23 protein-coding genes and 1 tRNA gene are annotated in these 24551 nt (G+C 39.6%); 9 read left to right on the top strand and 15 right to left on the bottom strand.

The genetic code is table 11. From position 1 onward, the window contains the following. Positions 1 to 8: 8 nt before the first annotated feature. Complete coding sequence (locus tag LLF28_06780; GenBank protein MCE5195140.1) at positions 9 to 752, bottom strand: glycosyltransferase family 2 protein; 744 nt, start codon at positions 750 to 752, stop codon at positions 9 to 11. Further along, positions 749 to 1516 carry a DUF3108 domain-containing protein gene (locus tag LLF28_06785; GenBank protein MCE5195141.1) on the bottom strand — a complete coding sequence of 256 codons (768 nt, stop codon included), beginning with the start codon at positions 1514 to 1516 and terminating at the stop codon, positions 749 to 751. The genes LLF28_06780 and LLF28_06785 overlap by 4 nt, the downstream gene beginning before the upstream one ends. Before the next feature lie 68 nt (positions 1517 to 1584). Between LLF28_06785 and hisA the strand changes: the two genes are divergently transcribed. Further along, positions 1585 to 2313, top strand: coding sequence for a 1-(5-phosphoribosyl)-5-[(5-phosphoribosylamino)methylideneamino]imidazole-4-carboxamide isomerase (gene hisA, locus LLF28_06790; GenBank protein ID MCE5195142.1), 729 nt, complete (start codon positions 1585 to 1587; stop codon positions 2311 to 2313). On the opposite strand, the gene LLF28_06795 is transcribed toward hisA, so the two are convergent. Continuing rightward, positions 2292 to 2378: transfer RNA gene (locus LLF28_06795), tRNA-Leu, on the bottom strand. The genes hisA and LLF28_06795 overlap by 22 nt on opposite strands. A gap of 54 nt (positions 2379 to 2432) precedes the next feature. Between LLF28_06795 and LLF28_06800 the strand changes: the two genes are divergently transcribed. Continuing rightward, the gene (locus tag LLF28_06800) at positions 2433 to 3260 is read left to right on the top strand and encodes an alpha/beta hydrolase (protein ID MCE5195143.1); all 828 of its coding nucleotides are present in this window, start codon (positions 2433 to 2435) and stop codon (positions 3258 to 3260) included. Between the two features lie 2 nt (positions 3261 to 3262). On the opposite strand, the gene LLF28_06805 is transcribed toward LLF28_06800, so the two are convergent. The 4 genes from LLF28_06805 to LLF28_06820 are packed head-to-tail and all read right to left on the bottom strand — an operon-like array spanning position 3263 to position 7914. Next, positions 3263 to 4807: a 4Fe-4S binding protein gene (locus tag LLF28_06805; GenBank protein MCE5195144.1), complete on the bottom strand. Its 1545-nt coding sequence runs from the start codon at positions 4805 to 4807 to the stop codon at positions 3263 to 3265. Then, a complete protein-coding gene (locus tag LLF28_06810) occupies positions 4807 to 5700 on the bottom strand; it encodes a DUF362 domain-containing protein (GenBank protein ID MCE5195145.1) in 894 nt (297 codons plus the stop codon). Before LLF28_06810 ends, LLF28_06805 begins: the two co-directional genes overlap by 1 nt. A 13-nt stretch (positions 5701 to 5713) precedes the next feature. After that, a complete protein-coding gene (locus LLF28_06815) occupies positions 5714 to 7336 on the bottom strand; it encodes a zinc metalloprotease HtpX (GenBank protein MCE5195146.1) in 1623 nt (540 codons plus the stop codon). Between the two features lie 5 nt (positions 7337 to 7341). After that, positions 7342 to 7914 carry a LemA family protein gene (locus LLF28_06820; protein ID MCE5195147.1) on the bottom strand — a complete coding sequence of 191 codons (573 nt, stop codon included), beginning with the start codon at positions 7912 to 7914 and terminating at the stop codon, positions 7342 to 7344. A gap of 126 nt (positions 7915 to 8040) precedes the next feature. Between LLF28_06820 and purF the strand changes: the two genes are divergently transcribed. After that, on the top strand, positions 8041 to 9456 hold the full coding sequence (purF, locus tag LLF28_06825) for an amidophosphoribosyltransferase (GenBank protein ID MCE5195148.1): 1416 nt from the start codon (positions 8041 to 8043) through the stop codon (positions 9454 to 9456). Between the two features lie 75 nt (positions 9457 to 9531). On the opposite strand, the gene LLF28_06830 is transcribed toward purF, so the two are convergent. Genes LLF28_06830 through ribE form a run of 7 tightly spaced genes read right to left on the bottom strand, consistent with a single transcriptional unit; the run spans position 9532 to position 17674 of the window. After that, a complete protein-coding gene (locus LLF28_06830) occupies positions 9532 to 10290 on the bottom strand; it encodes a response regulator (protein ID MCE5195149.1) in 759 nt (252 codons plus the stop codon). Between the two features lie 56 nt (positions 10291 to 10346). After that, positions 10347 to 10700, bottom strand: coding sequence for a DUF2784 domain-containing protein (locus tag LLF28_06835; protein MCE5195150.1), 354 nt, complete (start codon positions 10698 to 10700; stop codon positions 10347 to 10349). Between the two features lie 20 nt (positions 10701 to 10720). Then, positions 10721 to 14647, bottom strand: coding sequence for a phosphoribosylformylglycinamidine synthase (gene purL, locus LLF28_06840; GenBank protein ID MCE5195151.1), 3927 nt, complete (start codon positions 14645 to 14647; stop codon positions 10721 to 10723). Between the two features lie 57 nt (positions 14648 to 14704). Next, the gene (gene purB / locus LLF28_06845; GenBank protein ID MCE5195152.1) at positions 14705 to 16000 is read right to left on the bottom strand and encodes an adenylosuccinate lyase; all 1296 of its coding nucleotides are present in this window, start codon (positions 15998 to 16000) and stop codon (positions 14705 to 14707) included. Between the two features lie 12 nt (positions 16001 to 16012). Then, the gene (locus LLF28_06850) at positions 16013 to 16738 is read right to left on the bottom strand and encodes a metallophosphatase family protein (GenBank protein ID MCE5195153.1); all 726 of its coding nucleotides are present in this window, start codon (positions 16736 to 16738) and stop codon (positions 16013 to 16015) included. Further along, on the bottom strand, positions 16738 to 17157 hold the full coding sequence (nusB, locus tag LLF28_06855; GenBank protein ID MCE5195154.1) for a transcription antitermination factor NusB: 420 nt from the start codon (positions 17155 to 17157) through the stop codon (positions 16738 to 16740). The genes LLF28_06850 and nusB overlap by 1 nt, the downstream gene beginning before the upstream one ends. Before the next feature lie 55 nt (positions 17158 to 17212). Then, positions 17213 to 17674, bottom strand: a complete 462-nt coding sequence (gene ribE / locus LLF28_06860; GenBank protein MCE5195155.1) for a 6,7-dimethyl-8-ribityllumazine synthase — start codon at positions 17672 to 17674, stop codon at positions 17213 to 17215. 125 nt (positions 17675 to 17799) lie between these two features. Between ribE and LLF28_06865 the strand changes: the two genes are divergently transcribed. Further along, complete coding sequence (locus tag LLF28_06865; GenBank protein ID MCE5195156.1) at positions 17800 to 18498, top strand: diacylglycerol kinase; 699 nt, start codon at positions 17800 to 17802, stop codon at positions 18496 to 18498. A gap of 14 nt (positions 18499 to 18512) precedes the next feature. Here the strand turns inward: LLF28_06865 and LLF28_06870 are convergent, their stop codons facing one another. Continuing rightward, positions 18513 to 19727, bottom strand: coding sequence for a 6-phosphofructokinase (locus tag LLF28_06870; GenBank protein ID MCE5195157.1), 1215 nt, complete (start codon positions 19725 to 19727; stop codon positions 18513 to 18515). Positions 19728 to 19895: 168 nt separating this feature from the next. Between LLF28_06870 and LLF28_06875 the strand changes: the two genes are divergently transcribed. From LLF28_06875 to recN, 5 genes are all read left to right on the top strand, one after another. After that, on the top strand, positions 19896 to 20804 hold the full coding sequence (locus tag LLF28_06875) for a radical SAM protein (protein ID MCE5195158.1): 909 nt from the start codon (positions 19896 to 19898) through the stop codon (positions 20802 to 20804). Between the two features lie 226 nt (positions 20805 to 21030). Further along, complete coding sequence (locus LLF28_06880; GenBank protein ID MCE5195159.1) at positions 21031 to 21240, top strand: LysM peptidoglycan-binding domain-containing protein; 210 nt, start codon at positions 21031 to 21033, stop codon at positions 21238 to 21240. 38 nt (positions 21241 to 21278) lie between these two features. Further along, a complete protein-coding gene (locus LLF28_06885; protein MCE5195160.1) occupies positions 21279 to 21863 on the top strand; it encodes a hypothetical protein in 585 nt (194 codons plus the stop codon). Positions 21864 to 22077: 214 nt separating this feature from the next. Continuing rightward, positions 22078 to 22827: a DUF72 domain-containing protein gene (locus tag LLF28_06890; GenBank protein ID MCE5195161.1), complete on the top strand. Its 750-nt coding sequence runs from the start codon at positions 22078 to 22080 to the stop codon at positions 22825 to 22827. Between the two features lie 62 nt (positions 22828 to 22889). Further along, complete coding sequence (recN, locus tag LLF28_06895) at positions 22890 to 24533, top strand: DNA repair protein RecN (protein ID MCE5195162.1); 1644 nt, start codon at positions 22890 to 22892, stop codon at positions 24531 to 24533. Positions 24534 to 24551: the final 18 nt, after the last annotated feature.

The raw sequence follows: 24551 nt of genomic DNA on the forward strand, positions 1-24551 counted from the left end.
TCCTCCGATTATTTTTTGCTCATTTCCCATGTTTTTGCGTATTTGAGGAAAGTATAATAACTGTAAAATACTGCAAGTATCAATCCATGCAATCCATCCATAAAGCCCATTCTTATAAAAAACATCTTGATGAATGTGGCAAGGGGCTTTATTGTCAAATCAAAAATTCCGGCTGAAACCCCATTTTTTTCCATCTCTCTTGCGCTGAGAGAGGAATAATTATCCATTTTTTTTATAAACTCCGAGATTGAGGTATAAGTATAGTGCTCAAGATGGTTTTTAAGGTATGCAGCGCTGCCATTCAAAATTATTTTTTCATGAACTTCCCGCTCTTCCATATGTCCTGAATCTTTTTTGAAAACTCTGAGGGTATAATCAGGCCACCAGCCGCTGTGTTTTATCCACTTGCCCAAGAAAAAATTTTTTCTTGGAAGATAAAACCCATCAAATCCATCATTTTCTATTGCATTTTTTATCTCATTTTTGAGTTCAGCAGTAACTCGCTCATCCGCATCAAGTATAAGAACCCATCTGTTCTTAGCAATATCTACCGCAGACTGTTTTTGCTTTGCGTATCCCTGCCATTCTTTTTGAAAAATTTTGTCTGTGTATTTTTTACATATCTCCAATGTTTTATCTGTGCTGAATGAATCAAAAATAACTATCTCCGCGGCATCTCTTACGCTTTCTAAAGCGTCAGCTATATTTTTTTCTTCATTTTTTGTAATGATCACAACTGACAGTGGGATCAATACATGCCTCCGGTAATTGTGGCTGTGACAGAGCCTATCGCTATTTTGGCAGAGAGTTTGACAGGAATTCTCTTTTCGTCATCAGTAACCCATATATAGACATCGCCTTTTTTGAAGAAAATTCCCTCAGACTGCATAGAGGGCTTTACGAGGAGAGTATCTACCATTCCCTTCGGTGTCATTATTTTTTCTTTTTTCAGCACGAAAACCTCAACATTCCAGACTTTTTTATTGTCGAAAACAGTAACGTGAAGGGATTTCCCGACTTCGAGTCGAAGAGTTCTAAGATAGTAAAAGCTTGCAAGAGTGTCGAAGGCAAATGACGGAAGATCGTAGACAATTTTTTCATTGTTTATGTAATCAATATAAGTAACTTTACTGATATCGTTTCTAAAAACAAATTCTTTATCTCTTCTGTGTCTGCCCTCCCGTATCTTCACTCTGTAATGAGAAGGCTGTGCGCCGAAAGCTATATGTGGATTTTTCAACAGAGTGCTTTCTATTCTGTCTTCAACCGTGTAGAAAACAGACACCCAGTCTGCAGATTTTGCAGTGCTCATAATCTTGATATGCTCGTCTGTTTCTGTTATTTCGAGTGTTGATGTGCCGGCTTTTATGCCTGTCCATGTTATGTCATATGTAAATTTTTCCGGAATGGTAAATGAAGATGCGCTGTTAGGGCATATTAAGCTTGATGCGGCAAATACAAATAAAATCATGCCAACTGCAGTATATTTTTTTAATTTTGCTTCTAGATTTTTCATTTTTCCTCTAATAGAATTTAGTCTGAGTGTCAGTAATCTATGCGTAATATATTATGTTATATTACTCCATGATCGTTATTCCTGCAATAGATTTGAAGCAAGGACAATGCGTAAGGCTTCTTCAGGGGAAAAAAGAAGAAGTTACTGTTTATTCAAATTCGCCTGCTGAAACAGCAAGACTATGGGAGTCCTGCGGAGCAAAACTTCTGCATGTTGTCGACCTTGACGGCGCATTCACAGGAAGTCAGAAAAATCTTGACGCAATCATAGAAATAAGAAAAGCAGTCTCTCTTGATATAGAAGTCGGCGGAGGAATCAGGGATATAAAAAAAATCGACAAACTGATAAATATCGGCGTCAACAGAATAATACTAGGCACTGCAGTAATAGAGAATCCTGATCTTTTTAAAGAAGCCTGCAAAAAATACTACGGTAAAATTCTTGTAGGGATAGACGCAAGAAATGGGAAGGCTGCTGTAAAAGGCTGGGTCGAGGATACTGATTTCGACGCAAAAAAACTTGCGAGAGATTCTGAGAACTCAGGAGCAGCAGGAATAATATACACAGATATTTCCAGAGACGGAATGCTCACAGGCCCGAATATAAAAGCAATGCTGGAAATGGTTGACAATGTTCAAATTCCCGTCATCGCATCAGGCGGAGTTTCGTCATTAGAAGACATTAAAAACCTCAAACAAATAAAAAATCTATGGGGAGTAATTGTCGGAAAAGCGATTTATTCAGGAGCAGTTGATTTAAAAGAAGCGATAAAAATTGGTGCCGAAGGCGGGATTTGAACCCGCACAGTCTTGCGACCACTAGACCCTGAACCTAGCGCGTCTGCCAGTTCCGCCACTTCGGCTTTGGTTATTATATAATATTCTTGCTTTATGATGCAGAGCATGGATTTAATATTATGAACAATAAAGTTAAAAGAGTATTTATAGCTTCTGTTATAGGAATTGCTTCAGGTTATCTTCTGCTAATATTATTTGTTTATGCATTCCAGGACAATATGGTTTATTTCCCAACTAAAGATATAGCGAAAAACCCTAAAAATATCGGCCTGAAATTTGAGAACCTTACAATAGAAACAAGCGACAAAGTGAACATTTCAGCTTGGTATATTCCGGCTAAGAATGAAAGGGGAGTTGTTCTTTTCTGTCACGGCAATGCTGGAAATATCTCGCACAGGACCGATTCAATACTCATATTCCATGATCTGCGAATGAGCGTGCTTATTTTTGATTACAGGGGTTACGGGAAAAGCGGGGGCAGACCAACAGAGAAGGGGACATATTTGGACGCAGAAGCGGCATGGGATTATCTTGTTAAAACAAAACGTATATCTCCTAAAAAAATTCTTATTTTCGGCAGATCACTGGGAAGCGCTGTTGCTGCTGAACTTGCCTCAAAGCATAAGGCAGGTGCATTGATTATTGAATCAGGATTCAAATCCATACCTGAACTGGGGCAAAGGCTTTATCCGTACCTGCCTGTAAAACTCATATCACGTTTTCAATATTCCACAATAGATAAAGTCAAAAACATAAACACTCCCAAGCTTTTTATCCACAGCCCGCAGGATGAGATGATACCATTCGAACACGGCTTAGAGATTTTTTATGCTGCAAAAGGACCCAAGGAATTTCTCGAGATATCAGGAACTCATAATGAAGGTTTTGTAATATCAGGAAAGACTTATATCGATGGGCTTAATAAATTTATTTCAAAACATTTTTAAGATTATTTAAGCAAGACCTGATTTTCTTTTGAACGGGACTCTCCGATGCTTGTCACATATATCGCAGGTTTATCAACAACAGGACACTTTGTCTCGCAGATTCCGCAGCCAATGCAGAGATCAAGGTCAACTCTCGGCTGTTGAATAAGAATCTCCTTTCTGTTTCTGTCTCTGACCTTTGTTTTTTCAAACCATATTGCTTTTTTAGGAGTAGGACAGACTTCTTCGCACACGATGCATGGAGTTGCATGTGCATGAGGCAGGCATCTGCCTTTGTCTATCATAGCAAGACCTATTTTTATCTTCGCTTTTTCTTTTAAATCCAATTTTTTTATCGCGCCTGTTGGGCAGACCTGTCCGCACAGAGTGCATCTGTATTCGCAGTATCCAATCCGCGGCACAAGAATCGGAGACCATATCCCTTCAAACCCTGCTTCCAAAAAAGTCGGTTGAAGTCCGTTTGTGATGCAGACCTTCATACATTCGCCGCATTTTACGCATTTTTGAAGAAAATCTTTTTCTTCAAGAGAACCGGGAGGTCTTATTAAATCCTGTTTATAATGGCCTGAATTTAAAAACGGATTCTGTCTGAGAAAAGGCAGAACAGAGATTCCTGTAATCATTGATGTAACCACTCTTCTTCTTCCTAAATCCATTGATGCTGATGCCTTCCTGCCTTTGAATCCAAAGCTCACTGCATTTTGAGGGCATATATCGTCGCAGTTCCAACAGTAGTAGCACTCTGCATCCCTCCATTTTTCTTTTTGATCAGGCGAGGCATTGCCCTGACACACACTGCCGCATGCGCCGCATGAGTTGCATCCTTCGCTCACAGATCTTTTTAGAATGGAAAATCTCGAAAGAATTCCGAGCAGCGCTCCAAGAGGACAGAAATATCTGCACCAGAATCTTTTTTCAAAAAGATTAAGACCAAGAATAAAAATAAATATCCCGCCAACGAACGCTGCCTGAAGATAAAAAGGCTGCTGGAATGAGAGCAGGGTTTTTTTAAGAACTGAGAATACTGGTTCTGAAATCGAAGATAGTCCGCTGATGTTTAGATTATATATAGCGTCAAAGAATGCGCTTACAGAATAATTAAATATCGGATATATGCTCACTGAAAATGACCTTATGAGCAGAGAGAGCGGATCCAGAATCCCTGAGAGCTGCAAAGTGAAAACAGATGATGTGATTAAAAATATCAGAATATAATATTTAATTTTATGCCAATTAAGAGGTTTTGTTTTTGGATTATACTTTTTGAGAGAGCCTATGATGTTGTTCAAAGTGCCCAAAGGACAGACCCATCCGCAGAAAACCCTTCCGAGCAGAAGTGTTGCGATTATTGTGATTATCGAGAGATAAAAACCTTCGGCAACAGAATGATTCGACAACAAAGTTGTTATGGATATCAGAGGGTCGAAGTCGAGGAATATTTTTACAGGATAGCCAAGTTCATCCCTGCCCTTAGATTCTGTCTGGAGAAAAAGAAAAATAAAGACAAGTAAAAATAAACCTTGTGTTATCCTGCGCAGATTCTTCATTAGATGTTTATTTTTTTAATCATGAGTCTTTCAATGTCTGTTCTGCCTAGTCCCATCTTATCTGCAATCTTCAGATAACCGAGGTCGCTTCCCTTCATCCCAAAAAGCGTTGCTCCATAAGAATCAACCGCGACCTGATCTACTCCGACAATTACAGTATCGAGTTTTTTAACATCAGCAATATCTCCGCCCTGCGGACCATTTCCTGTAAGTATCCTTACAGCATCAAGTATAGTTAATGTTGGTTTTATGATGATCCCGAGGTCGGCAAGACTTTCATCTATCCGCTGGTGAATGCTGCTTCTTCTTCCGCCCATCACTCCCATCCAGTTCTTCATGGACATTGTGAGTTTTGAAAGACCGTGATGTTTTGCTATGGGTATGTTAATAATTTTGTCTGCTTCCAATATCTCTGTGTATAGAGGCCATGATTTGAGGGCATTGCCTTTTATTGTTATTTCTTTAAATTTCCTCTCATCCACAAAAGAGACTTCCGCGCCTGCTTTTTTTGATGCATCTCCAATCCCGCTCTGAACATAACAGCGTCTCGGATCATTGACCGGCCTGTCAAAGACCTTAACTTTTTTTGCACCTGCCTCGAAACACATCTGGATGACTGTTGCAACAACTTCTGGATTTGTATTTGCAGCATGCTCAGGGAGTCTGTCCCACGCAATGTTAGGCTTTACAACCACAATGTCCCCTCTGGATATGAATTTTTTTATTCCACCCATTGTATCGATAGCTGCGCGAGTAATATTTGAAGGAGATGAACCATGGGCAACGACAAGATCAGGAATCTGCGCTGCCTCGACAGTATTTACAAGCCTGCCTATGCCTGAAGATGCTAGTCCCGCGGCAGCTGCCAATTTTAAAAATTCTCTTCTTTTCATATTCACCCCGCATTCAAGAATTATATTTTATCGGCTTGCCGGCCATTTTATTTTCTATCATACACTGAAGTATCTTTAATTCGTCTGCTTCAAACCATGTCAGCCTGCACAAAGCGCATCTGTCTAATTCCACAAGATACGCCATGCTGTAAAATGAACGCATCATTTTTTTACTGCATTTCGGACAGCTCAGAAGTTCTGCAGGCTGTTTATTATTTGTTTTTTTCATCATTCTCATCTGATTTTCCTTGAGCAGGATGTCTGACATAAGCTTTATTCTATCAGGATAACACCCGTCTCCTCTGGCGATTATGCGGGATATTTTCTCGTCTCCCATCAGAGAGCCGCCGCAGAATCTGCATTGATATACGGTTGTTTTATCATATGTCTTTTCAACAAGATTATGATGACAGACAGGACACTGATAGTCTGTCTTAGGATTATTCTCTAATCTCAATTTTTCTTTAAATACTGTATTTAAGACCTCATTATCCGATGCCTTTGTCAATGTTACACCATCAGGGCTTATCCATGTAAGAGTAGAAAACCATGGAAGCTCTGAAATTTCTTGCAATGAAAAGGGGCCCTGCCACTGATATTTGTTATCGAGCACATAAAACATGCTGCCTGCAGATTTTTTAATCTTATCCTCAAAAGAAGGTTTTTTAGTCTTTTCAAGTTCGGATATATTTGCATGAGCCATATTCAGAAGAACAGAAATTCTTTTACTGATAGGAGGATGAGTGGATAAGAGATCAGCAACAAATCCTTCTGATTCATCGAGTGGACTGGTCGAAGGACTGCTTATGCATAGCATCTCAAGCCCATTGCTTATGAATCCCGCGCCTTTCCATCTGCGCGAGAGCAGATGAAGAACCTCTGCAAGCGCAAGCGGATTTCTTGTCATCTTCACTGCTCCTGCATCAGCCCTGTATTCCCTCTGTCTTGATATAAAGAGATTAAGAAGATATCCGAGTTTTATCAGAATCCATGCAAGTAAAAAAGCAGGCGATGCAATTACAGGCTTCTCGTTTTCTGACAAAGTCTGTATTTTTTCGATAACTGCAGAAGGGATTCCGAAGAGACTGGCTGCAACCGTTGCCTGCTGACAATCTCCTGAGAGTATATGATATGCCTCATGCGCCATCACAGCCTCTAGTTGAGCGCGTGACACTCTTGAGATAAGACCTTCTGTTATAGCTATTACGCCGTTCCCTTTAAGGTCAACTGCCGAGAGCGCATTCATTGAAAGAGTAGGAATAACAACGCATTCTATCTTGTTTTTATTGCCGGATGCGATCTGTATCTCATCGGTTATGTTTAAGAGTTGCTTGTGTATCTCATCCGAAGGGTCTGGATTTATTGCGCCTATATTATTTTTAACATACTGAACAGCATTCGATGCAGAAAAATAAAAGTGAACAGAAGAAAAAATACACGCAAAGATTATAATCGTAGGTATATGTCCTGATGTAATGAGATTGTACATGCCCGAGGGATTGATGAACATCGCAAACGGAACAAAGGCAAGAGCCAAAGCAAATATTGCCCCAAGGTAGATAAAAAACAGAACGACAAAGAATATTCCTATTCTCCATGTCTTCTGTTTCTCGATATCATAGAATGTCAAAGCCATTTAATTTATTTTTTGCGGATGCTCAAGTCAGTATTCGGCACTGCGCGGTCAGCCTCTTCTGCCTTGAAATATTCTTCTTTGCTAAACCCGCTTAAAATAGAAACGATCATATTATTGGGGAATACTTCCTGCTTGATTCTGTACTGAGCAACCAGATCATTATATAGCTGGCGCGCGAATCCTATTCTGTTTTCGGTTGTTGTTAATTCTTCCTGAAGTTTGAGGATGTTTTCATTCGATTTTAAATTTGGATAATTCTCCATGACCGCAAAGAGCCTGCCCAGAGCTTGTGTGAGCATGTTTTCAGCATCAGCCTTATCCTGAACTCCGGACGCCGAGACCGCCTTTGCCCTTGCGTTGATAACTTTTTCTAGTGTGTCCTGCTCGAACTCCATAGCGCCTTTTACTGTCGAGACAAGATTCGGGATAAGGTCATGCCTTCTTTTTAACTGAACATCGATCTGTTTCCATGCATTCTGAACCAGATTTCTCAGAGACACCAGCGAGTTGAAGATAATTATCATCAAGAGCAGAGAAAAAACGATTAATGCCAGAAAAATAATAAGAATTGCTGTCATGAATCCTCCTTTTAAAGTTATTTTATTTTAAATATTTTCCATTTATAACCTTATTGTATAAGTTTAAGAGATTCATGGCAATAAAATGATTATACAAGTCTTAAATAAAGTGTGTCAGCCGATTATATGTTAAAATACAGCATGCTGTACGATATTCATGAAGAATGCGGTGTTTTTGGAGTATATGGCCATCCTGAAGCAGCTAATCTGACGTATCTTGGCTTGTACGCTCTGCAGCACAGGGGACAGGAAGGCGCAGGCATCTGTTCGTCTGACGGGAAAACGCTTCATCTAGAAAAAGCCATGGGACTTGTAGCAGATATCTTTAGTGAGAAGCGTCTGAAAAAACTTCCGGGAAATATTGCAATCGGTCATAACCGATATTCGACCGCAGGAAGCAGTGTTCTAAAAAACGTTCAGCCTATAATGGCTAATTTCGCTTTAGGCACACTTGCAATCGCACATAACGGGAATCTTGTGAATGCAGCTGAACTCAGGGCAGATCTGGAAAGGCAGGGCGCTATATTTCAATCAACATCAGACAGCGAGGTGATCGTCCACCTGATAGCACATTCCAAAGGAAATGATTTTTATGACAGGGCTATTCAGGCGGCAAAACAGATCTGCGGTGCATTCAGCCTTTTAATAATAAGGGAAAAAGAGCTGATTGCAATAAGAGATGCTTACGGAGTTAGGCCTCTAAGCCTCGGCAGTGTTGACGGCGCTTATGTTGTTGCATCAGAGACATGCGCATTGGATCTTATAGGCGCAAAATACATCCGTGATATAGAACCCGGAGAGATGCTTATAAGCAATGAGCATGGTCTTAAATCAATGAAAGTACTTACAGCTCCAAGACAGGCATCATGTATATTCGAATTCATATATTTCTCAAGACCCGACAGCTATATATTCGGCGGACAAAATGTAAATGAAATTAGAAAGCAGTTAGGTGCCCAGCTTGCAAGGGAATCCGGTGTTGATGCAGACCTTGTAATTCCAGTGCCGGACTCAGGTGTGCCTGCTGCGCTGGGTTTTTCGGATGAGAGCAAAATACCTTTTGATTTTGGCCTCATAAGAAACCACTATGTAGGAAGAACATTTATAGAGCCAAAGCAGAGCATCAGACATTTTGGCGTTAAGATAAAACTAAATCCAGTAAGAAAAATTCTTGAAGGAAAAAGAGTAGTAGTTATAGATGATTCGATCGTAAGAGGGACAACAAGTAAAAAAATTGTAAAAATGCTAAGGGAGCAGGGAGGCGCAAAAGAAGTACATGTAAGAATAAGCTCTCCTCCTACAATTGGTCCGTGTTTTTACGGGATTGATACTCCGACAAGACAGGAACTGATAGCATCATCCCATTATGTAGAGGAGATAAGAAAGTTTATAACAGCAGACACACTTTCCTATTTAAGCATCGAAGGCATGAAGAGTCTGGTGCCTAACCCTGAAAATTACTGCTCAGCATGCTTTGACAACAACTATCCTATCTGCTTCCCAGGTGAACACCTCGAACAAATGGCTTTGTTCCTGAAATAAGTTGGTTTTGTTTTTATTTGGTATATATTCAAACAAAAAAGAAAAATTTATTTTTACTGGACTTTTACAGGGTTATCAACCTGCATCAAAAAAAGGCTCTTCTTGATTCTGCAAAATATCATCAGCCAGTAACTTTGTTACATGATTTTTTAAGATTGCGGCAGCATCAATATTGGGCTCTTTAAATTCAATAGCCATGCCTCTTGGAATCCTTGAAGGATTTTGCCCTGAAAGTGATTTTGTGTATATAACTATTCCGTCTAACGACAGTGCATCCATGTCTTTGATTGGGAAATTAACCTGAACATGTGAACCAACCGGCAGATGTTCTTTGCCGCTCAAAAATATACCTCTTTCTGAAAGATTTTCAGATTCAAAATCGAACTTATTGTTATTATGTTTAATTATAACTTTTTCATTAAAAGAAACCCTGATATGTTTTCTGGGTTTCCCTTCTGAACTGAAAAGGCAGTTCTGGAGAGTTGAATGTAATTGTTTTATTTTCAAGGGCTTTGTCAGATAATCATTACAGCCGAATTTTTTACATTTAGCTATTGTATCTTCGTCATATTCAACAGAAATCATTATTACAGGAATATTCGATGTCCTTAAATCACTCTTGATATGATTGAGTGTCTTAATTCCATCAAGTACAGGCATATGCACATCAAGCATCACAGCATCAGGAAGCATTGAAGTCATGATTTTTATTGCTTCTATTCCGTTTTCAGCTGAGATTGGATTAAAGCCCATTCTTTTCACTAACAAAGTGGTATACATCAGGAAGGTTTTACTGTCGTCGGCAACCAAAATTTTTTTCCTGTCGAAATCCATATGAAGAAAAGATTATCAGATTAAAGTCTTCGAGTCAAGATTGAAATATAAAATTTTTATTTTTTTATTTTATGCAGATATAAGAAAATATTTAATCCTGCAAAAAATATTGTGAGCATTATAATCAGGTCTCTCGGAAGATTTATATAAACTATTTTTTCTGCATAATAAGCTATGAACGAACCTGTGTAAGAAAGCGCAGGATCGTGTTTAGCTCTTAACCAGACTTCTAAATGTGTGAGCGGACAGTACCATCCTGAGACCTGAATTATTACCGCAAATGCAAGAGCTGAGATATGGATTATTTTTACGGTTTTATTTCTTGTTCCCCAGAATACGCCGAAGATTATAAATATTATCCAGAGAAAATGGATTATGACAACTGCATCAGCCAGAATTTTATAAAACATGACATTTTAAAATACAGGATCTATTTTTCGCACCACTGTCTTGCATTCTGGAATAATCTTAGCCATGGAGATACTTTTAATTTTTTCTTCCAGTCCTCAGGCATCCATGGCCACTGCCATTTTAAGAATGTTCTTTCAGGATGGGGCATTATTGCAAGATGACGGCCGTCAGAAGAACAGAGCGCTGCAATCCCGTTTAATGAGCCGTTAGGATTAAACGGATATTTATTAGTTACATTGCCTTGATCGTCAACATATCTGACAGGCGCAAGCCCGCTGCTTTCGACTTTTTTAAGAAAACTTTCATCAGGAAAATATGCCCTGCCTTCTCCGTGAGCAACCCATATTCCTAATATCGAGCCTTCCATTCCCTTGAGCATTATCGAAGGACTTTCAAATATTTTTACTGTCGAAAATCTCGATTCGAATCTTCCCGAGATATTATGAATAAACCGCGGCTGATCTTTGTCTTGTATCCCGCTCCACGGCACCCATCCAAGCAGAGCCATCAACTGACAGCCATTGCATACGCCAAGGCTGAATGTGTCAGGTCTTTCATAAAATTTCTGGAATTGTTCAAATATCTTTTTATTGAACTTGATAACTCCTGCCCATCCCTTTGCAGAATCGAGGACATCTGCATAACTGAATCCGCCGACAAATGCAATGCCCCTGAAATTATCCAGATTTACTCTGCCTTCAAGAAAATCTGTCATTGTCACATCCCATGTTTCAAAACCTGCTTGATAAAATGCAGAGGTCATCTCTCTGTCGCTGTTGCTGCCTTCCTCGCGTATTATTGCAACAGAAGGTTTTGTTTTATTTTTCATAACAGCGTCAGGAGTTATATCAGTAGAGAAAGTGAGTTTATATGAAGGCGAAGTCCTGTCAAAGATGTTTTTCTTTTCCTCGACAACGCATTCAGGATCTGCCTGAAGCCTGTCAAGCTGAGAGCTTGTCTCTTCCCATATGTCTCTTAAAACTCTCATGTCTTCATTTAATACAATCTTATTATTAATGTTTACGACAATATTTTTTTTCTCTGTAGTTTTTCCGATGATCTGAAAAGGCACAGAAAAATTCTTTAGGATATTCAGAATCTTTTTCTCATCTTCAGAAAGATATTCAAAAACAAGTCCGAGTTCTTCTGAGAATAGAATCTCAAGCTCTCTGCCTTTTCCATTTAAATCAATCTCCACTCCGCAGTTTCCAGAAAAAGCCATCTCAAGCAGAGTTGTTATTAGTCCACCGTCGCTTCTGTCATGGCCTGAGAGGATCAAATTTTCTGATATCAGTTCCTGAACAGCATTAAATGAATTTTTAAGAAGTTTTGAATTATCAACATCAGGAGATTCATTCCCAATCTGGTTATATACATGAGCAAGCGCGGTTCCGCCCATTCTGTTTTTGTTATTTCCTAAATCAATATAAATCAGCCTGCTCTTGCCGGGCTGTTTAATATCAGGAGTAATAACTTTTGTTACATCAGGGCAGGCTGCATATGCTGAGATAACCAGTGTGCCCGGAGATTTTACCATCTCGGTTTTTTTATTTTTGTCCGTGACTTTTGCTGCCATCGAAAGACTGTCTTTCCCCCCGTCGATTGCAATGCCTAATTCGAGCATTATGTCTCTTAAGGCAATTGCCGCATCAAAAAGTCTGGCTCCTTCGCCTGGAAGTTTTGCTGCCCACATCCAGTTGCCCGAGCATTTGATATCTTCAATAGCGCTTATCTTTGCCCAGACAATGTTTGTTAATGCCTCGCCCACTGTAAGCCGAGCAGCAGCAGAAGGATCTATTAATGTTTTTATTGGCTGCTCGCCTATTGATATTGCTGCGCCTGTATAATTATTTTTATCATCTGCAAAATGGCTCTGACTTATAACAGCAACATTAGAAACAGTCAGATGTAGAGGCCCTGCGCACTGTTGTCTTGCGATAAGCCCTGTGACGCATCTATCCACTTTATTTGTAAGAAATCTCTTTGAGCCAACAGACACAAGCCTCAACACCCTGTCCAATGCAGATTTGACAGTCAGACCTTCTGGCAGATTTAAAGGCTCAAGATGCGGCTTGATCCTGTCCAGCTTAAATGTTTTTTGCGGCATCTCTCCGAGGATTTTTTTCAGGTCAAGATTAACAGGCGTGCTTCCGTCAGTTTCATCATAAAGAATTATGTATCCGTCGCCTGTTATCTGTCCTATGAATGCGCACGGAACTTTTTCCCTTTTGCATATATCTTCGAAAAGTTCTGCATGTTCCGGTTTTATAAGAAGCGCGTTTTGTTCCTGATATTCAGCGCCCCAAAGCTCAAGGACTGAGAGGGTGTTGTCCCCTGATTGTATTTTTCTTACCTCTATCTTTGCGCCTGCAGGATAAATAATCTCTTTTACTACATTGCAATTTCCGCCAGCGCCCTGATCATGTATGCTTACAATTGGATTTTTCTCTCCCATCTCAACACATGCACGGATTACCCTGTTTACTTTTTGTTCCATCTCAGCGTCTCCGCGCTGAACAGCATTGAAATCAAGCTCAGCGATGTTTTCTCCCTGAATCATGCTCGATGCAGCGCCTCCGCCCATGCCAATCCTGTAAGCAGGACCCCCAATTTTTGTAACTAGCATTCCTTTTTCAGGTTCATTTTTCTCTGTGTGCCTTGCATCTATCTGGCCTACTCCGGCTGTGAACATTATCGGTTTGATCCATTCGCGCCTTTCTCCGTCAGGCAGTCTCATCCCAAAAGAGCGGGTGAATCCTTGAATCAAAGGTTCTCCGAATTTATTCCCATAATCAGATGCTCCGTTGCTTGCCTGAAGCTCAATCTGTAAAGGCGAAGCTAAATTATCTGGATACTCAAAACTTATATCTTCCCATGGAAGGCTGTAACCCGGGAGATTAAGATTCCCGACACAATATGCAGCGGTTCCTGCAACAACCAGAGATCCTTTGCCGGTTGCCTGAACATCCCTGATCCTTCCGCCTGTTCCTGTTTCTGCTCCGGGAAACGGAGCAACTCCGCTTGGAAAATTATGCGTCTCTGCTGTGAAGATAATATGATATTTAAGTTTTGCTTCTTTAAATTTTGAAAACTTCCCCTGAATTTCTGGGATGATTGTTTTTATATCATATCCCTTGATAGCGCTCGAGTTATCCTTAAATGCAATAACACTGTTATTAGGATTTGCCTTCAATGTTTGCTTGATTATCTGCATGAGTGTTTCTTTGATCTCTTTGTTGCCAACAATCAGTTTCCCTCTGAAAAACCAGTGTCTTGAGTGTTCGCTGTTTGACTGGCTTAAATCAAAGCATTCGACATTCGTAGGATTTCGCTTCAGGTCATTCACAAAAAGGTTGTAATAATAATTTAAGTCCCAGTCGTCAAGCCCGAGTCCCATCTCCAAATTTATTTTCTTTAAAGCATCGATTCCTTGTTCTATCATCGGGATTAAGAAAACAGGCTTTGATTTAATTCCTGTCTCGAATGTTTTCAGAGGTTCAGGATACTGGCACTCAGTCATTCGATCGTGGATCTCATACAGGAATTTATTTAGATTTTCTTTGCTCAGAGCAGCATCAGTTTTAAGTCTATATTTTCTTGAGCGTTCTATTCTTGTGATTTTTTTTAAGCCGCACGCTTGGCATACTGAAACAGCATTTGTTGACCATGCAGTCGTGAAATTCATTCTAGGGCCGACTTCAATAACAGAGTTAAAAGTTAAAAAACTTTTATCAGAAAAATTCTCAGGTTCGAAGGTCTCTGAAAGAAGCCATCTGAGGATATTGGTCTCTTCATCTGTGAGCGGAGAAATTGTCTCGATATTAAAACAGTATTCTGTTTCTATATCTTCTGCGGTTTCAGAAATATTTTCCTTAACAGCTTTTAAAAGGCTGTTCTTTTTTGTTTCTTCAAGAGCAGGTTTCCGATAAAGATGTAAAAGACTCATTTAAGACCGTATGCCTCCATAAATAGTAAAGGTGAGAGATTATAATACGAGTTTAATTTATTTTCCAAAAACTCTTTTATATATAAAATCAATATTCTTAAGATAATATTTCAGGTCGAAGATTTTGTTCAGGTCTTTTGCCTTAAGATATTTTTTTACATCCTTATCTTTAGAAAGCACTTTTTTGAAATCAGTCCCGCTCCTCCAGCTCTGCATAGCATTTCTCTGAACAATCTCATAGGCATTCTCTCTTGTCATGCCTTTTGATATCAGGCTTAGAAGCACGCGCTGTGAATTGTAAAGCTCAAAACTTTTTGCCATGTTCTTCTTCATTCTCTCGGGATAGACATGAAGACCCTCGAGTATGCCTTTCATCCTGTCGAGCATATAATCAACCAGTATTGTGCTGTCAGGGATTATTACGCGCTCGACCGATGAGTGTGAGATATCACGCTCATGCCAGAGTGCAATGTCTTCCAATGCAGCCATTGCATTTGAACGCACTAATCTCGCAAGACCTGAGATGTTCTCGCATCCAACAGGATTTCTCTTATGCGGCATTGCTGATGAGCCTTTCTGTCCTTTTGCAAAAGGCTCTTCTGCCTCTAATACCTCTGTTCTTTGGAGATGCCGTATCTCAACAGCGATTTTTTCAAGAGAGCCTGCTATCAATGCAAGCGCAGTCAGATATTCTGCGTGTCTGTCTCTTTGTATAATCTGTGTTGCAACAGGCTCTGGTTTGAGTCCGAGTTTTTTGCAAACCTTTTCTTCTATCGAAGGAGGAATGTTCGAGAAAGTGCCGACAGCGCCTGATAGTTTACCGATATTAATTATCTCTCTTGCGCGCTGCATCCTCGAAAGATTTCTCTTCATATCTTCATGCCAGAGAGCAAATTTCAGTCCGAATGTCATTGGCTCTGCATGAACGCCGTGGCTTCTTCCGATTGCAGGAGTGTTTTTGTATTTCAATGCCTGACTTTTCAAGACAGGCATCATGGCTTTTATGTCTTTGATAATAATGTCTGCTGCTTCTCTCATAAGAAGCGAAAGCGCAGTGTCAACAATATCAGAAGAGGTCAGCCCTTTATGAATGAATCTTGATTCAGAGCCGACATGCTCTGCAACACTCGTAAGAAATGCTATCACATCGTGCTTTACGACTTTTTCTATCTCGTCGATTCTTCTAACGTCAAACCTTGCCTTGTTTTTTATACGTGCAAGAGCATCCATCGGTATCCCTGCTTCTGATGCCCATGCCTCGCATGCAGCGATCTCAACATCAAGCCATTTCTGGTATCTGCTTTCAGGTTCCCAGAGTTTTCCCATTACAGGTCTTGTATAACGGGTTATCATATTTCCTCCTAATTATGCTCCTCTTTCAAGTCTTTCAATCAACGGCAAAGGCAATCCTGCATCGAGCATCTTTTTTTGTGTTGTGCTTATGTCATATTTTACTCTGATAAGTTCAACTTTTTCATCCTTAATGATTGCATAGCATGCCCTGGGGTCGCCGTCCCTGGACTGCCCGACACTTCCTGCGTTTATGATATATCTTTTTGTTTCTTCAATCCTTGCTGTATGTCTGCGAGTAATCATTTCACCATGAATGGAATATTCAATTATTGAAGACTGATGACTGTGGCCGATAAGACATATTTTTTGTTCGAAATGATGAAAATTCACTTCAGCATCCCATCTTGAGAGAATGTAGTTCCAGTTTCCCGGTTCTTTTGGAGTTGAATGAACAAGAAGAATATCTTCTTTTTCCAAGATTTTTACTAAAGGAAGAGATTTTAAAAATGAGAGAGAAGTTTTTCCCATGACTGACGATGTCCATTCAACAGCTGCTCTTGCATAATCATTAAAATTACTGACATCAGTAAGCCCTAATATTGCATAATCATGATTGCCTGCAATAATTTCCTCGCAGTTGTTTTTCAGTAATTTAACGCATTCATTCGGATTTGCCCCATAACCAACAGCATCGCCGAGAAACAAAATATCTTTTATTTTTCTCAGCTTTATGTCCTGGAGTACTGCGCGCAGAGCTTCCTCATTGCCATGGACATCTGAAATCACAGCGCAGTTCACTATTCTGCCTTGTTTTTTTTTGTTTTTTTTGCAATCTTGTCAAGGATGCCGTTTATGAATGATGCAGACTCAAAGGTAGAATATTTTTTTGCTATCTCTATTGCTTCGTTTATAGTTACCGCAGCAGGTATGTCATCACAGAAAAGAAGTTCGTAAATCGCGGATCTCATGATGTTTTTGTCAACAACAGCTATTCTGTCCGGAATCCAATGTTCTGTTGTTTTTTTGATGAGATCGTCTATCTCATCCTGTTTTTCAAGTGTGCCGTTTATTATCTTTTTTGCGAATTTTATTATCTCTGTATCTTCCTGCTTGTCTGAAAAAAATTGATTCATACTGTTCTTTGCCTCTTTCTTATCAGAAAAATCATTCTGGAACAGAAACTGCAGGACATATTCTCTTGAAAGACGGCGTTTCATACGATAAAGAAAGGCTTAGATAAAAATTGAAGACTAAAGATTTTTTGCTCCAGACTCATAATCTCTTAAGGAGTTGTGCCATCTCGATTGCTGTTATAGCTGCGTCCCAGCCCTTATTTCCGCTCTTTGTTCCTGCTCTTTCAACTGCCTGCTCAATGGTGTCTGATGTAATAACTCCGAATGCTATTGGGACACCTGTTTCCATGGATACATGTGCGATGCCTTTTGATACTTCAGATGCAACATACTCAAAATGCGGAGTTGCGCCTCGTATTACAGCGCCGAGACATATCACTGCATTATATGTTCCTTTTGATGCAAGTCTTTTGGCTGCCAGAGGAATCTCGAATGAGCCAGGCACTTTTGCAACATCAATATCATCCTTGTTTGCTCCATGACGAACAAGGGCATCTATTGCGCCGTCAAGAAGTTTGCCGGTTATAAAGTCATTGAATCTGCTTACAACGATTGCGAATTTTAATCCTTTTGCCTGTAATTCGCCTTCGATTATTTTCATAAATCCTCCTAATTCCGAATTTACGGGTGTTTAAGATGTAACTATTATATACATAAAAAATTAATTTTGCATGTAGAAGCTTGGTTATACAAGGTTAATATAGTAAAATATAAATCACTAACAATATGCCGATAAAAAAATGGATAAAGAGCGCGAACTTTGCAATCGAAGGCATACTTCATGCCTCTAAAACACAGAGACATCTAAGATATCATTTTTACAGCGCTGTATTAGTTCTTCTTCTTAGTTTTGTCCTTGGTGTTACACGCACAGAATTTCTGATAATATCACTTGCTGTTATTGCGGTTCTTCTTTCAGAGATGTTCAACACTGCGATCGAGACAATGGTTGATATTCTTTCTCCGGCTCACAGCGAAAAGGCAAAGGTAGTAAAGGATATAGCAGCAGGCGCTGTATTTGTTACTGCATTTGGCGCTGCAATCATTGGCTACATAATTCTTTTCCCATATGTTCTGAATGTAATGGAAAAGGGTTTTTATATTAAAAAGCACTCGAATGAAGAGATAACCATAATAGCTGTTGTAATTATCCTGATACTCGTCGTGATAACAAAGACATATTTTCAGAAAGGACATCCTCTAAGAGGAGGGATGCCGAGCGGTCATGCTGCTATAGCATTTTCTGTGTGGATGTCTGTGACCTATATAACTGGAAATATCTTTGCCTCGGTTCTCTGCTTTGCGTTGGCTCTGCTGATAGCTCAGAGTCGTGTTGCAAAAAAAATTCACAATAAGCTTGAAGTTGCAATCGGCGGTCTGGTGGGAGCAGGGATAACTTTTGCGCTTTTCAGGATCTTTTCTTAGATATCAGGCCTGAATTACAGATGTCTTATTATTTTTGTTTTCTGCTCAATAAGTTTGTAATCGAATTTTTGCGGTTTTCTTCCAAAACATGTGCCGAGGCTTTCGAAGAGCCCAATCTCTTTTATATCAACCTCTCTTCTTTTTATTGCCTCAGTTGTCGGGATGTAATGAATGTTATTACCTTCGACATCAACAACAGTGCTGCCTTGTTTTCCTTCAAGAAGCAGAAGCACTGCCGCAGCTCCAGCCCTCTGGCCAAAAACTACGTCAAATGATGATGACTGGCCTGAGCGCACAAGATGTCCGGGCGTGACTTCCCTAACCTCCGGTATCTCATAAACTCCGGGTGCATACATCCCTGTCTTCTTCATGAACTCTAATACAACAGGATCGTTTTTCAAACGCTTTTCAAGCTGCTGTTTTACATATTTTCCTGCGCCTGCAAGCTTTTTGTGGCCGAATGCATCTACGCCTGCAGATTCATCGTAGAGTATTTCACCGCTTGCTGTCTGTATGCCCTCTGCAGCAACAATGATATATGTCCCTGCCTTAACATCACTTCTTATCACTCTGTTAAAAAAAACTGTTTTCATGTGCTCATATACAACATCAAAATCAACAGGGATTTCAGGAAGCAAAATGCAGTCTGCTTCAGCTCCCAGTCCGCCTCTAAAAGCAGTATGACCGACATATCTTCCGAATACCTCCATAACAATAATCCTGTTATGACTCATTCCGGTTGTCTTAATGTCTCTTGTGAAAACAGATATTCTGTTTATTGCTGAATCTCCTCCAACGCTATAAGGCTGAAGGTCGAGGTCCATTGTTTTTGGAACATGGATGCATGGTATGCCCTGAGATGTCAGATCAACAACAACACTGCCAGTGTCGTCTCCGCCGCTTATAATCAAGGCATCAATCCCGAATTTTTTTAATCCGTCTTTTATGCGTTCGTATTTTTTTTCGTCTTTTATCTTGCTTATCTTTACTCTTGAGTGGCCTGCCTCCGAACCAGCAAGCGATGCCTCAATCCTGCTCACCCTTTCTGCATTCAGAACAACAACCTGCTCTAAACCAATAAGATTATAAAGACCTGCATATCCATTAGGTATAACAACTGATTCTATTCCATAAAAATATGCTTCTCTTGCAATGCCCTTTATAACTGCATTAAGACCTCCGCAGTCTCCTCCGCTTGTTATAACTCCGATCCTCTTGATGCCTGCCATAAAACCTCCCTGTTATCTAAGTGAAAATTGGTTTAATAAAAGTTGGTTAGAATCTAGTTACATTATGTTTAATTTTATGTCAGCAGTCAAGTAAAACGGATTGACTTAAAAAAGAATCCTTACTATTATTGATAATAATTATAATTTGTTATCTCCTAGAAGAAAAACATGTCAGATATAAAAACAAATAACAACCTTCTTGAATACAGCTTCAAAGAAAATCCATTCGAGTCTCTTTATGTTGATATTACAAAACGCTGCAATATGGAATGCAGTTACTGTTTTAATCCTGAAAGATCTCCAGAAGATATGCCGCTTAAGGATTTTGAACTTCTCTGCTCCAGCCTTCCATTCCCTGTTATGATAAAACTTTCTGGAGGTGAACCGACTCTTCATCCGGAATTCCCTGAATTTATAAAAACTGCGTTCAAATACGGCCACCGTATCTATGTTATCTCTAATGGACTTCGCTATACTGAACCAGGATTCCTTGATATTTTAATGAAAATAAAAAGATCGGGGGTAAGGTTTTCTATCGGTATCTCAATGGATGGGGGTTATGCTAATAGACATGCATATGAAATGATTAACGGCAGGGACTGCATGCAGCTGAAGCTCGATTCATTCAAGGCAATGGTTAACTCAGGGCTGGGACGCATGTCCTTAACAGCGATAATTTTGAGGGGGCTGAATGAGGATGTGATCCCTCAGCTTATAGAACTTGCCTTAAAAAATGACAGGTCAATCAGATATGTTCATTTCAGAAATGCAGGCAATGTGGGAAGACACAAAGAGACAAAACCTTATTCCATAGAAGAACTTAAAGACATGACCCGGGTTTTGTTTAATGAACATCAGTTCCAGCAAAGATGCATTGGAGAATCTCACTGCTCTCTTGAGACAGGCAGAAACTGCTGTTACCGTTTCCGTCCTACTGACAGGCTCCAAATATCTTTGTTAGAGTTTTACACAGAAAAGGCTTTTCTCTGTCATAAAAGAGGCAGGATAAAGGTTGGTTCAAGAAAGATAGAACCTCTTTTTTTCAGTATGGATACGCCTTCGCCTGTAAATGTATGAGTTATTGACTCAACAGGTAAGCATAAAAATCAATAAGTTCGGATGGATGACTAATCTTTAAAGATTTAGATACAACTCATGACAGTAATTGTGGTAGTATCTGACTCAGTTTCTGGATTTACCTAATCTCGGCAAAAGGGAGGTGGTAGAAGGCCAGTGGCATAGTGCCGAAGTTTAACCGACATATTGCAAGTACTAACATTTTTTTTGCTATGGAGGATACAAAATGTCTGATAAAGAAGGTTCATCAAGCCAGGGAAATCAGGATTGGGATGCCACACAGTGGCATGTAGTAGAAAAAGGAGATACGCTTTCGAAGATATCAGCCAAATATTATGGCGATGCAAAACTTTATATGAAGATATTCGAGGCTAATAAAGACATCTTACGTGATCCTAACTTAATTAAAGTTGGACAAAAGCTTCGTATTCCGTGAGCTTATTAAATTTAAATTATCCAAGGAGGATATTAATAATGAGAAGACACATACCGACACTGATAGCAGTTTTTTTATGTATGGGGCTTATGATTGCCTGCGCTAATTTGAAAGAGCCGGCAATGAACGCTCTTAAGGCAGCAGAAGATGTAGTTAAGGGAATCAACAAGGAAGATGCCGTGAAGTATGCGCCGGAGAAATTTGCGGCTATAGAAAAAGGAATAGCCTCAGCCAAAGAGAACATTGCAAAAGGCGATTTTAAGGCAGCAATCGCAGCAGCGAAAGATATCCCGGCTCAGGCAAAAGAAGTTGCAACAGCAATTGCTGAGGCTAAAAAAGCTGAACTTGCAAAAATATGGGAGAGCGCAAGTGCGGGGCTTCCTAAGATATTCGAGCAGGTACAGAGCAGAATAGATATATTCTCCAAGAGCAAGGCAAAGAAGGCTGTTGCTGAAAAAGCAAAGACAGAACTTGCAGACGCGAAAAAATCATGGACAGACGCTCAGGAATTATATAAGAGCGGAAAGACAACAGAAGCGGCTGATGCTGTTAAATCTGTAAAAACCAAAACATCTGAATTACTCAAGGGGCTCGGCATGCCGGTTCCTGCTGCGCTTAACTAAAAATACAATCAAATCTTAATTTAAAGAGAGGTGCGGCAAAATTGCCGCACCTCTCTTTTTTAATTATTTTTTCACTTCGGTGTCAAAAAAGGTTTTAAAACCTCGTTTTTCTACCTGACTATTTTAAAGAGATGTCCAAGAGTCCTGTTTTCTCTTAAAAAGCTTGAAATGTTTGTTTTTCAACAGTTTTCTGATTATAGATATGAGTAACGAGATGCTTATTGTGATATACTATTGTATGCCTTACGTGAAGATAGGCTGCTGTGGATTTATTAATGATGACTGGAAAGGGACGTTTTATCCTGAGAAACTTTCAAAAAAACAGTGGCTAGAATATTATTGCAAGAAATTCCAGACTTTGGAACTGGATACAACCTTTCATAAACTTCCTGAAAAAGAGACTTTCTCAAGGTGGCACAGTGAAACACCCGGCAATTTCTCAGTTTCCTTAAAAGGCAGCAGATTCATAACACACGTAAAAAAATTAAAATCACCGCTTGAACCTCTTGATGTATTCTTTTCAAGAGTTACTGCTTTAAAGGATAAGCTTGGCGTTGTTCTGTGGCAGTTTCCGCCTGATTTTAAGGCTGATACCAATAAGCTGGCTATCTTTATTCAGGCATTGGGTGAGTACAAGGTTAAAAATGCGGTTGAGTTCAGGGATAAAAGCTGGCTTACAAAAAAGATATTTTCTCTTCTTGAAAAAAACAATGTTGCTCTCTGCATCTCTGACTGGCCTGATTTCCTCTGCGAACTGCCTGCTACAGCAGATTTTGTGTATATAAGAAGGCATGGTATTGATGGCAAATGCAGTTCCTGTTACACTACAGACCAGTTAAAAAAGGATGCAAGAATGATAAATAGGTTTGTAAAAAATGGAAGGGATGTTATGATCTATTTCAACAATATTACAAATGGAAATGCGCCTAATAATGCTAGGGAACTTTCAAGCTTTATAAAATAAGTGACTTTTGAGACTTTTTAGTTTTAAAATCATTTTCTAATTTAAATTTCTTTTTTTGCACAATGCTTAAGGAACTCAGGATAAAAAATCTAGCTATTATCGATGACCTCTCAATAAGATTCGAGGCAGGGCTTAATGTGCTTACAGGAGAGACAGGCGCTGGTAAATCTATAATTATCGATGCACTTGGGCTTGCTCTTGGCGAAAGAGCCCAGACAGACATGATAAGAACAGGCAAATCCGATGGAGCTGTCGAGGCATATTTTGAAATCTCAAATAATCAGCTTCTCAGCGGGATGGGAATAGAGCATGAAGACGGCGTTATTCTCAGGAGAAGTCTCTCAAGCACAGGCAAGAGCAAGGCATACATAAATGACACTATCGTAAACATTCAAAGCCTTTATAACTTCGGAAGATCAATGGTTGATATGCACGGGCAGCATGAACACCAGAGTCTTCTCTCAACAGAGAGCCAGAGAACACTTCTTGATTTCTATGGAAAACTTGAGAATCAAAGGTCTCAGATCGAAGCAATGTTTTTTGAGGTTCAATCACTCAAAAAAGAACTGGATGAATTGAAGTCAAATGTTAAAGAACGCGCCCACAAAATTGATCTTCTTAATTTTCAGATAAATGAAATTGAATCAGCAGCCCTTAAAATAGGAGAAAAAGAATCACTCGAGGAAGAGAGAACGATACTTGCAAACTTGAGCAGATTGAATGAACTTACTGAAAGCGCTTATGCTGTCCTGTATGAATCAGAAGGCGCATGCATCGAAAAACTATCTTCAGTAACCTCAAAAATCAGGGATATGTCTTCGATAGATTCAAGCATTAATGATACACTCAGCACACTTGATTCTTCGCTTGCAATGCTGGAGGACGCATCAATTTCTCTCAGAAGTTACAGGGATAAATATAATCTTGATCCGAAAAAACTTGAGAGTGTTGATGAAAGGCTTGAGACCATAAAGAAGCTGGAGAAAAAATACGGGAACAACGCTGAGCAGATACTAAAGTATAAAGATGATGCAGAGAAAGAACTTTCAACCTTAACAAACAGTGATGAGAGAATTGATGTTCTGGAAAAAGAACTGAAGGAAAAAGAAGACAAGCTTCTAAGCATCGCAAAAGATTTGTCTGAGAAAAGAAAAAATACAGCAGACGAAATAAGCAAGGCGGTTACAAAAATACTGAAAGCGCTTGCATTTGAAAAAGCAGGATTCAAGGTTGATATAAAGGAGGCGGCATTGACATCAAGCGGAATTGACGCTGTTGAATTTTTGTTCTCGGCAAATCCGGGCGAACCGTTAAAACCCTTATCAAAAGTTGCCTCAGGAGGAGAACTCTCCAGAGTAATGCTTTCTATAAAAAGCGTGCTTGCAGATGTTGACAGCATCCCAGTTTTGATATTTGATGAGATTGATGCTGGTATCGGCGGCAGAACTGCAGAAAGCGTTGCAATAAAATTAAAAGACCTTGCCAGAACACATCAAATTATATGTATAACGCATCTGCCTCAGATTGCATCCGCAGGAGATTTTCACCTTATGACTGAGAAAGAGCAGAAAAAAGACAGGGTGCAGGTAAGGGTAAAAGAACTCAAAGATAATGAACGAAAGTCTGAGATAGCAAGAATGCTAAGCGGAAAGATAACAGATGTATCATTAAAACATGCAGGCGAACTGCTTGGAGATCGTCAATGACTGGTAAAGTAAATAAAT

This window comes from Nitrospiraceae bacterium, assembly GCA_021373015.1.
Classification (GTDB): domain Bacteria; phylum Nitrospirota; class Thermodesulfovibrionia; order Thermodesulfovibrionales; family UBA1546; genus JAJFTJ01.

Bases quoted from the DNA above. Each gene is read 5' to 3' on its own strand.
- nusB (MCE5195154.1), bottom strand. From the start codon at position 17,157: ATGAAACGCCGTCTTTCAAGAGAATATGTCCTGCAGTTTCTGTTCCAG.
- purF (MCE5195148.1), top strand. From the start codon at position 8,041: ATGTTAAAATACAGCATGCTGTACGATATTCATGAAGAATGCGGTGTT.
- ribE (MCE5195155.1), bottom strand. From the start codon at position 17,674: ATGAAAATAATCGAAGGCGAATTACAGGCAAAAGGATTAAAATTCGCA.
- LLF28_06800 (MCE5195143.1), top strand. From the start codon at position 2,433: ATGAACAATAAAGTTAAAAGAGTATTTATAGCTTCTGTTATAGGAATT.
- LLF28_06785 (MCE5195141.1), bottom strand. From the start codon at position 1,516: ATGAAAAATCTAGAAGCAAAATTAAAAAAATATACTGCAGTTGGCATG.
- LLF28_06865 (MCE5195156.1), top strand. From the start codon at position 17,800: ATGCCGATAAAAAAATGGATAAAGAGCGCGAACTTTGCAATCGAAGGC.
- hisA (MCE5195142.1), top strand. From the start codon at position 1,585: ATGATCGTTATTCCTGCAATAGATTTGAAGCAAGGACAATGCGTAAGG.
- LLF28_06830 (MCE5195149.1), bottom strand. From the start codon at position 10,290: ATGGATTTCGACAGGAAAAAAATTTTGGTTGCCGACGACAGTAAAACC.
- LLF28_06880 (MCE5195159.1), top strand. From the start codon at position 21,031: ATGTCTGATAAAGAAGGTTCATCAAGCCAGGGAAATCAGGATTGGGAT.
- LLF28_06805 (MCE5195144.1), bottom strand. From the start codon at position 4,807: ATGAAGAATCTGCGCAGGATAACACAAGGTTTATTTTTACTTGTCTTT.
- LLF28_06875 (MCE5195158.1), top strand. From the start codon at position 19,896: ATGTCAGATATAAAAACAAATAACAACCTTCTTGAATACAGCTTCAAA.
- LLF28_06890 (MCE5195161.1), top strand. From the start codon at position 22,078: ATGCTTATTGTGATATACTATTGTATGCCTTACGTGAAGATAGGCTGC.
- purL (MCE5195151.1), bottom strand. From the start codon at position 14,647: ATGAGTCTTTTACATCTTTATCGGAAACCTGCTCTTGAAGAAACAAAA.
- LLF28_06815 (MCE5195146.1), bottom strand. From the start codon at position 7,336: ATGGCTTTGACATTCTATGATATCGAGAAACAGAAGACATGGAGAATA.
- LLF28_06810 (MCE5195145.1), bottom strand. From the start codon at position 5,700: ATGAAAAGAAGAGAATTTTTAAAATTGGCAGCTGCCGCGGGACTAGCA.
- LLF28_06885 (MCE5195160.1), top strand. From the start codon at position 21,279: ATGAGAAGACACATACCGACACTGATAGCAGTTTTTTTATGTATGGGG.
- LLF28_06870 (MCE5195157.1), bottom strand. From the start codon at position 19,727: ATGGCAGGCATCAAGAGGATCGGAGTTATAACAAGCGGAGGAGACTGC.
- LLF28_06820 (MCE5195147.1), bottom strand. From the start codon at position 7,914: ATGACAGCAATTCTTATTATTTTTCTGGCATTAATCGTTTTTTCTCTG.
- LLF28_06835 (MCE5195150.1), bottom strand. From the start codon at position 10,700: ATGTTTTATAAAATTCTGGCTGATGCAGTTGTCATAATCCATTTTCTC.
- recN (MCE5195162.1), top strand. From the start codon at position 22,890: ATGCTTAAGGAACTCAGGATAAAAAATCTAGCTATTATCGATGACCTC.
- purB (MCE5195152.1), bottom strand. From the start codon at position 16,000: ATGATAACCCGTTATACAAGACCTGTAATGGGAAAACTCTGGGAACCT.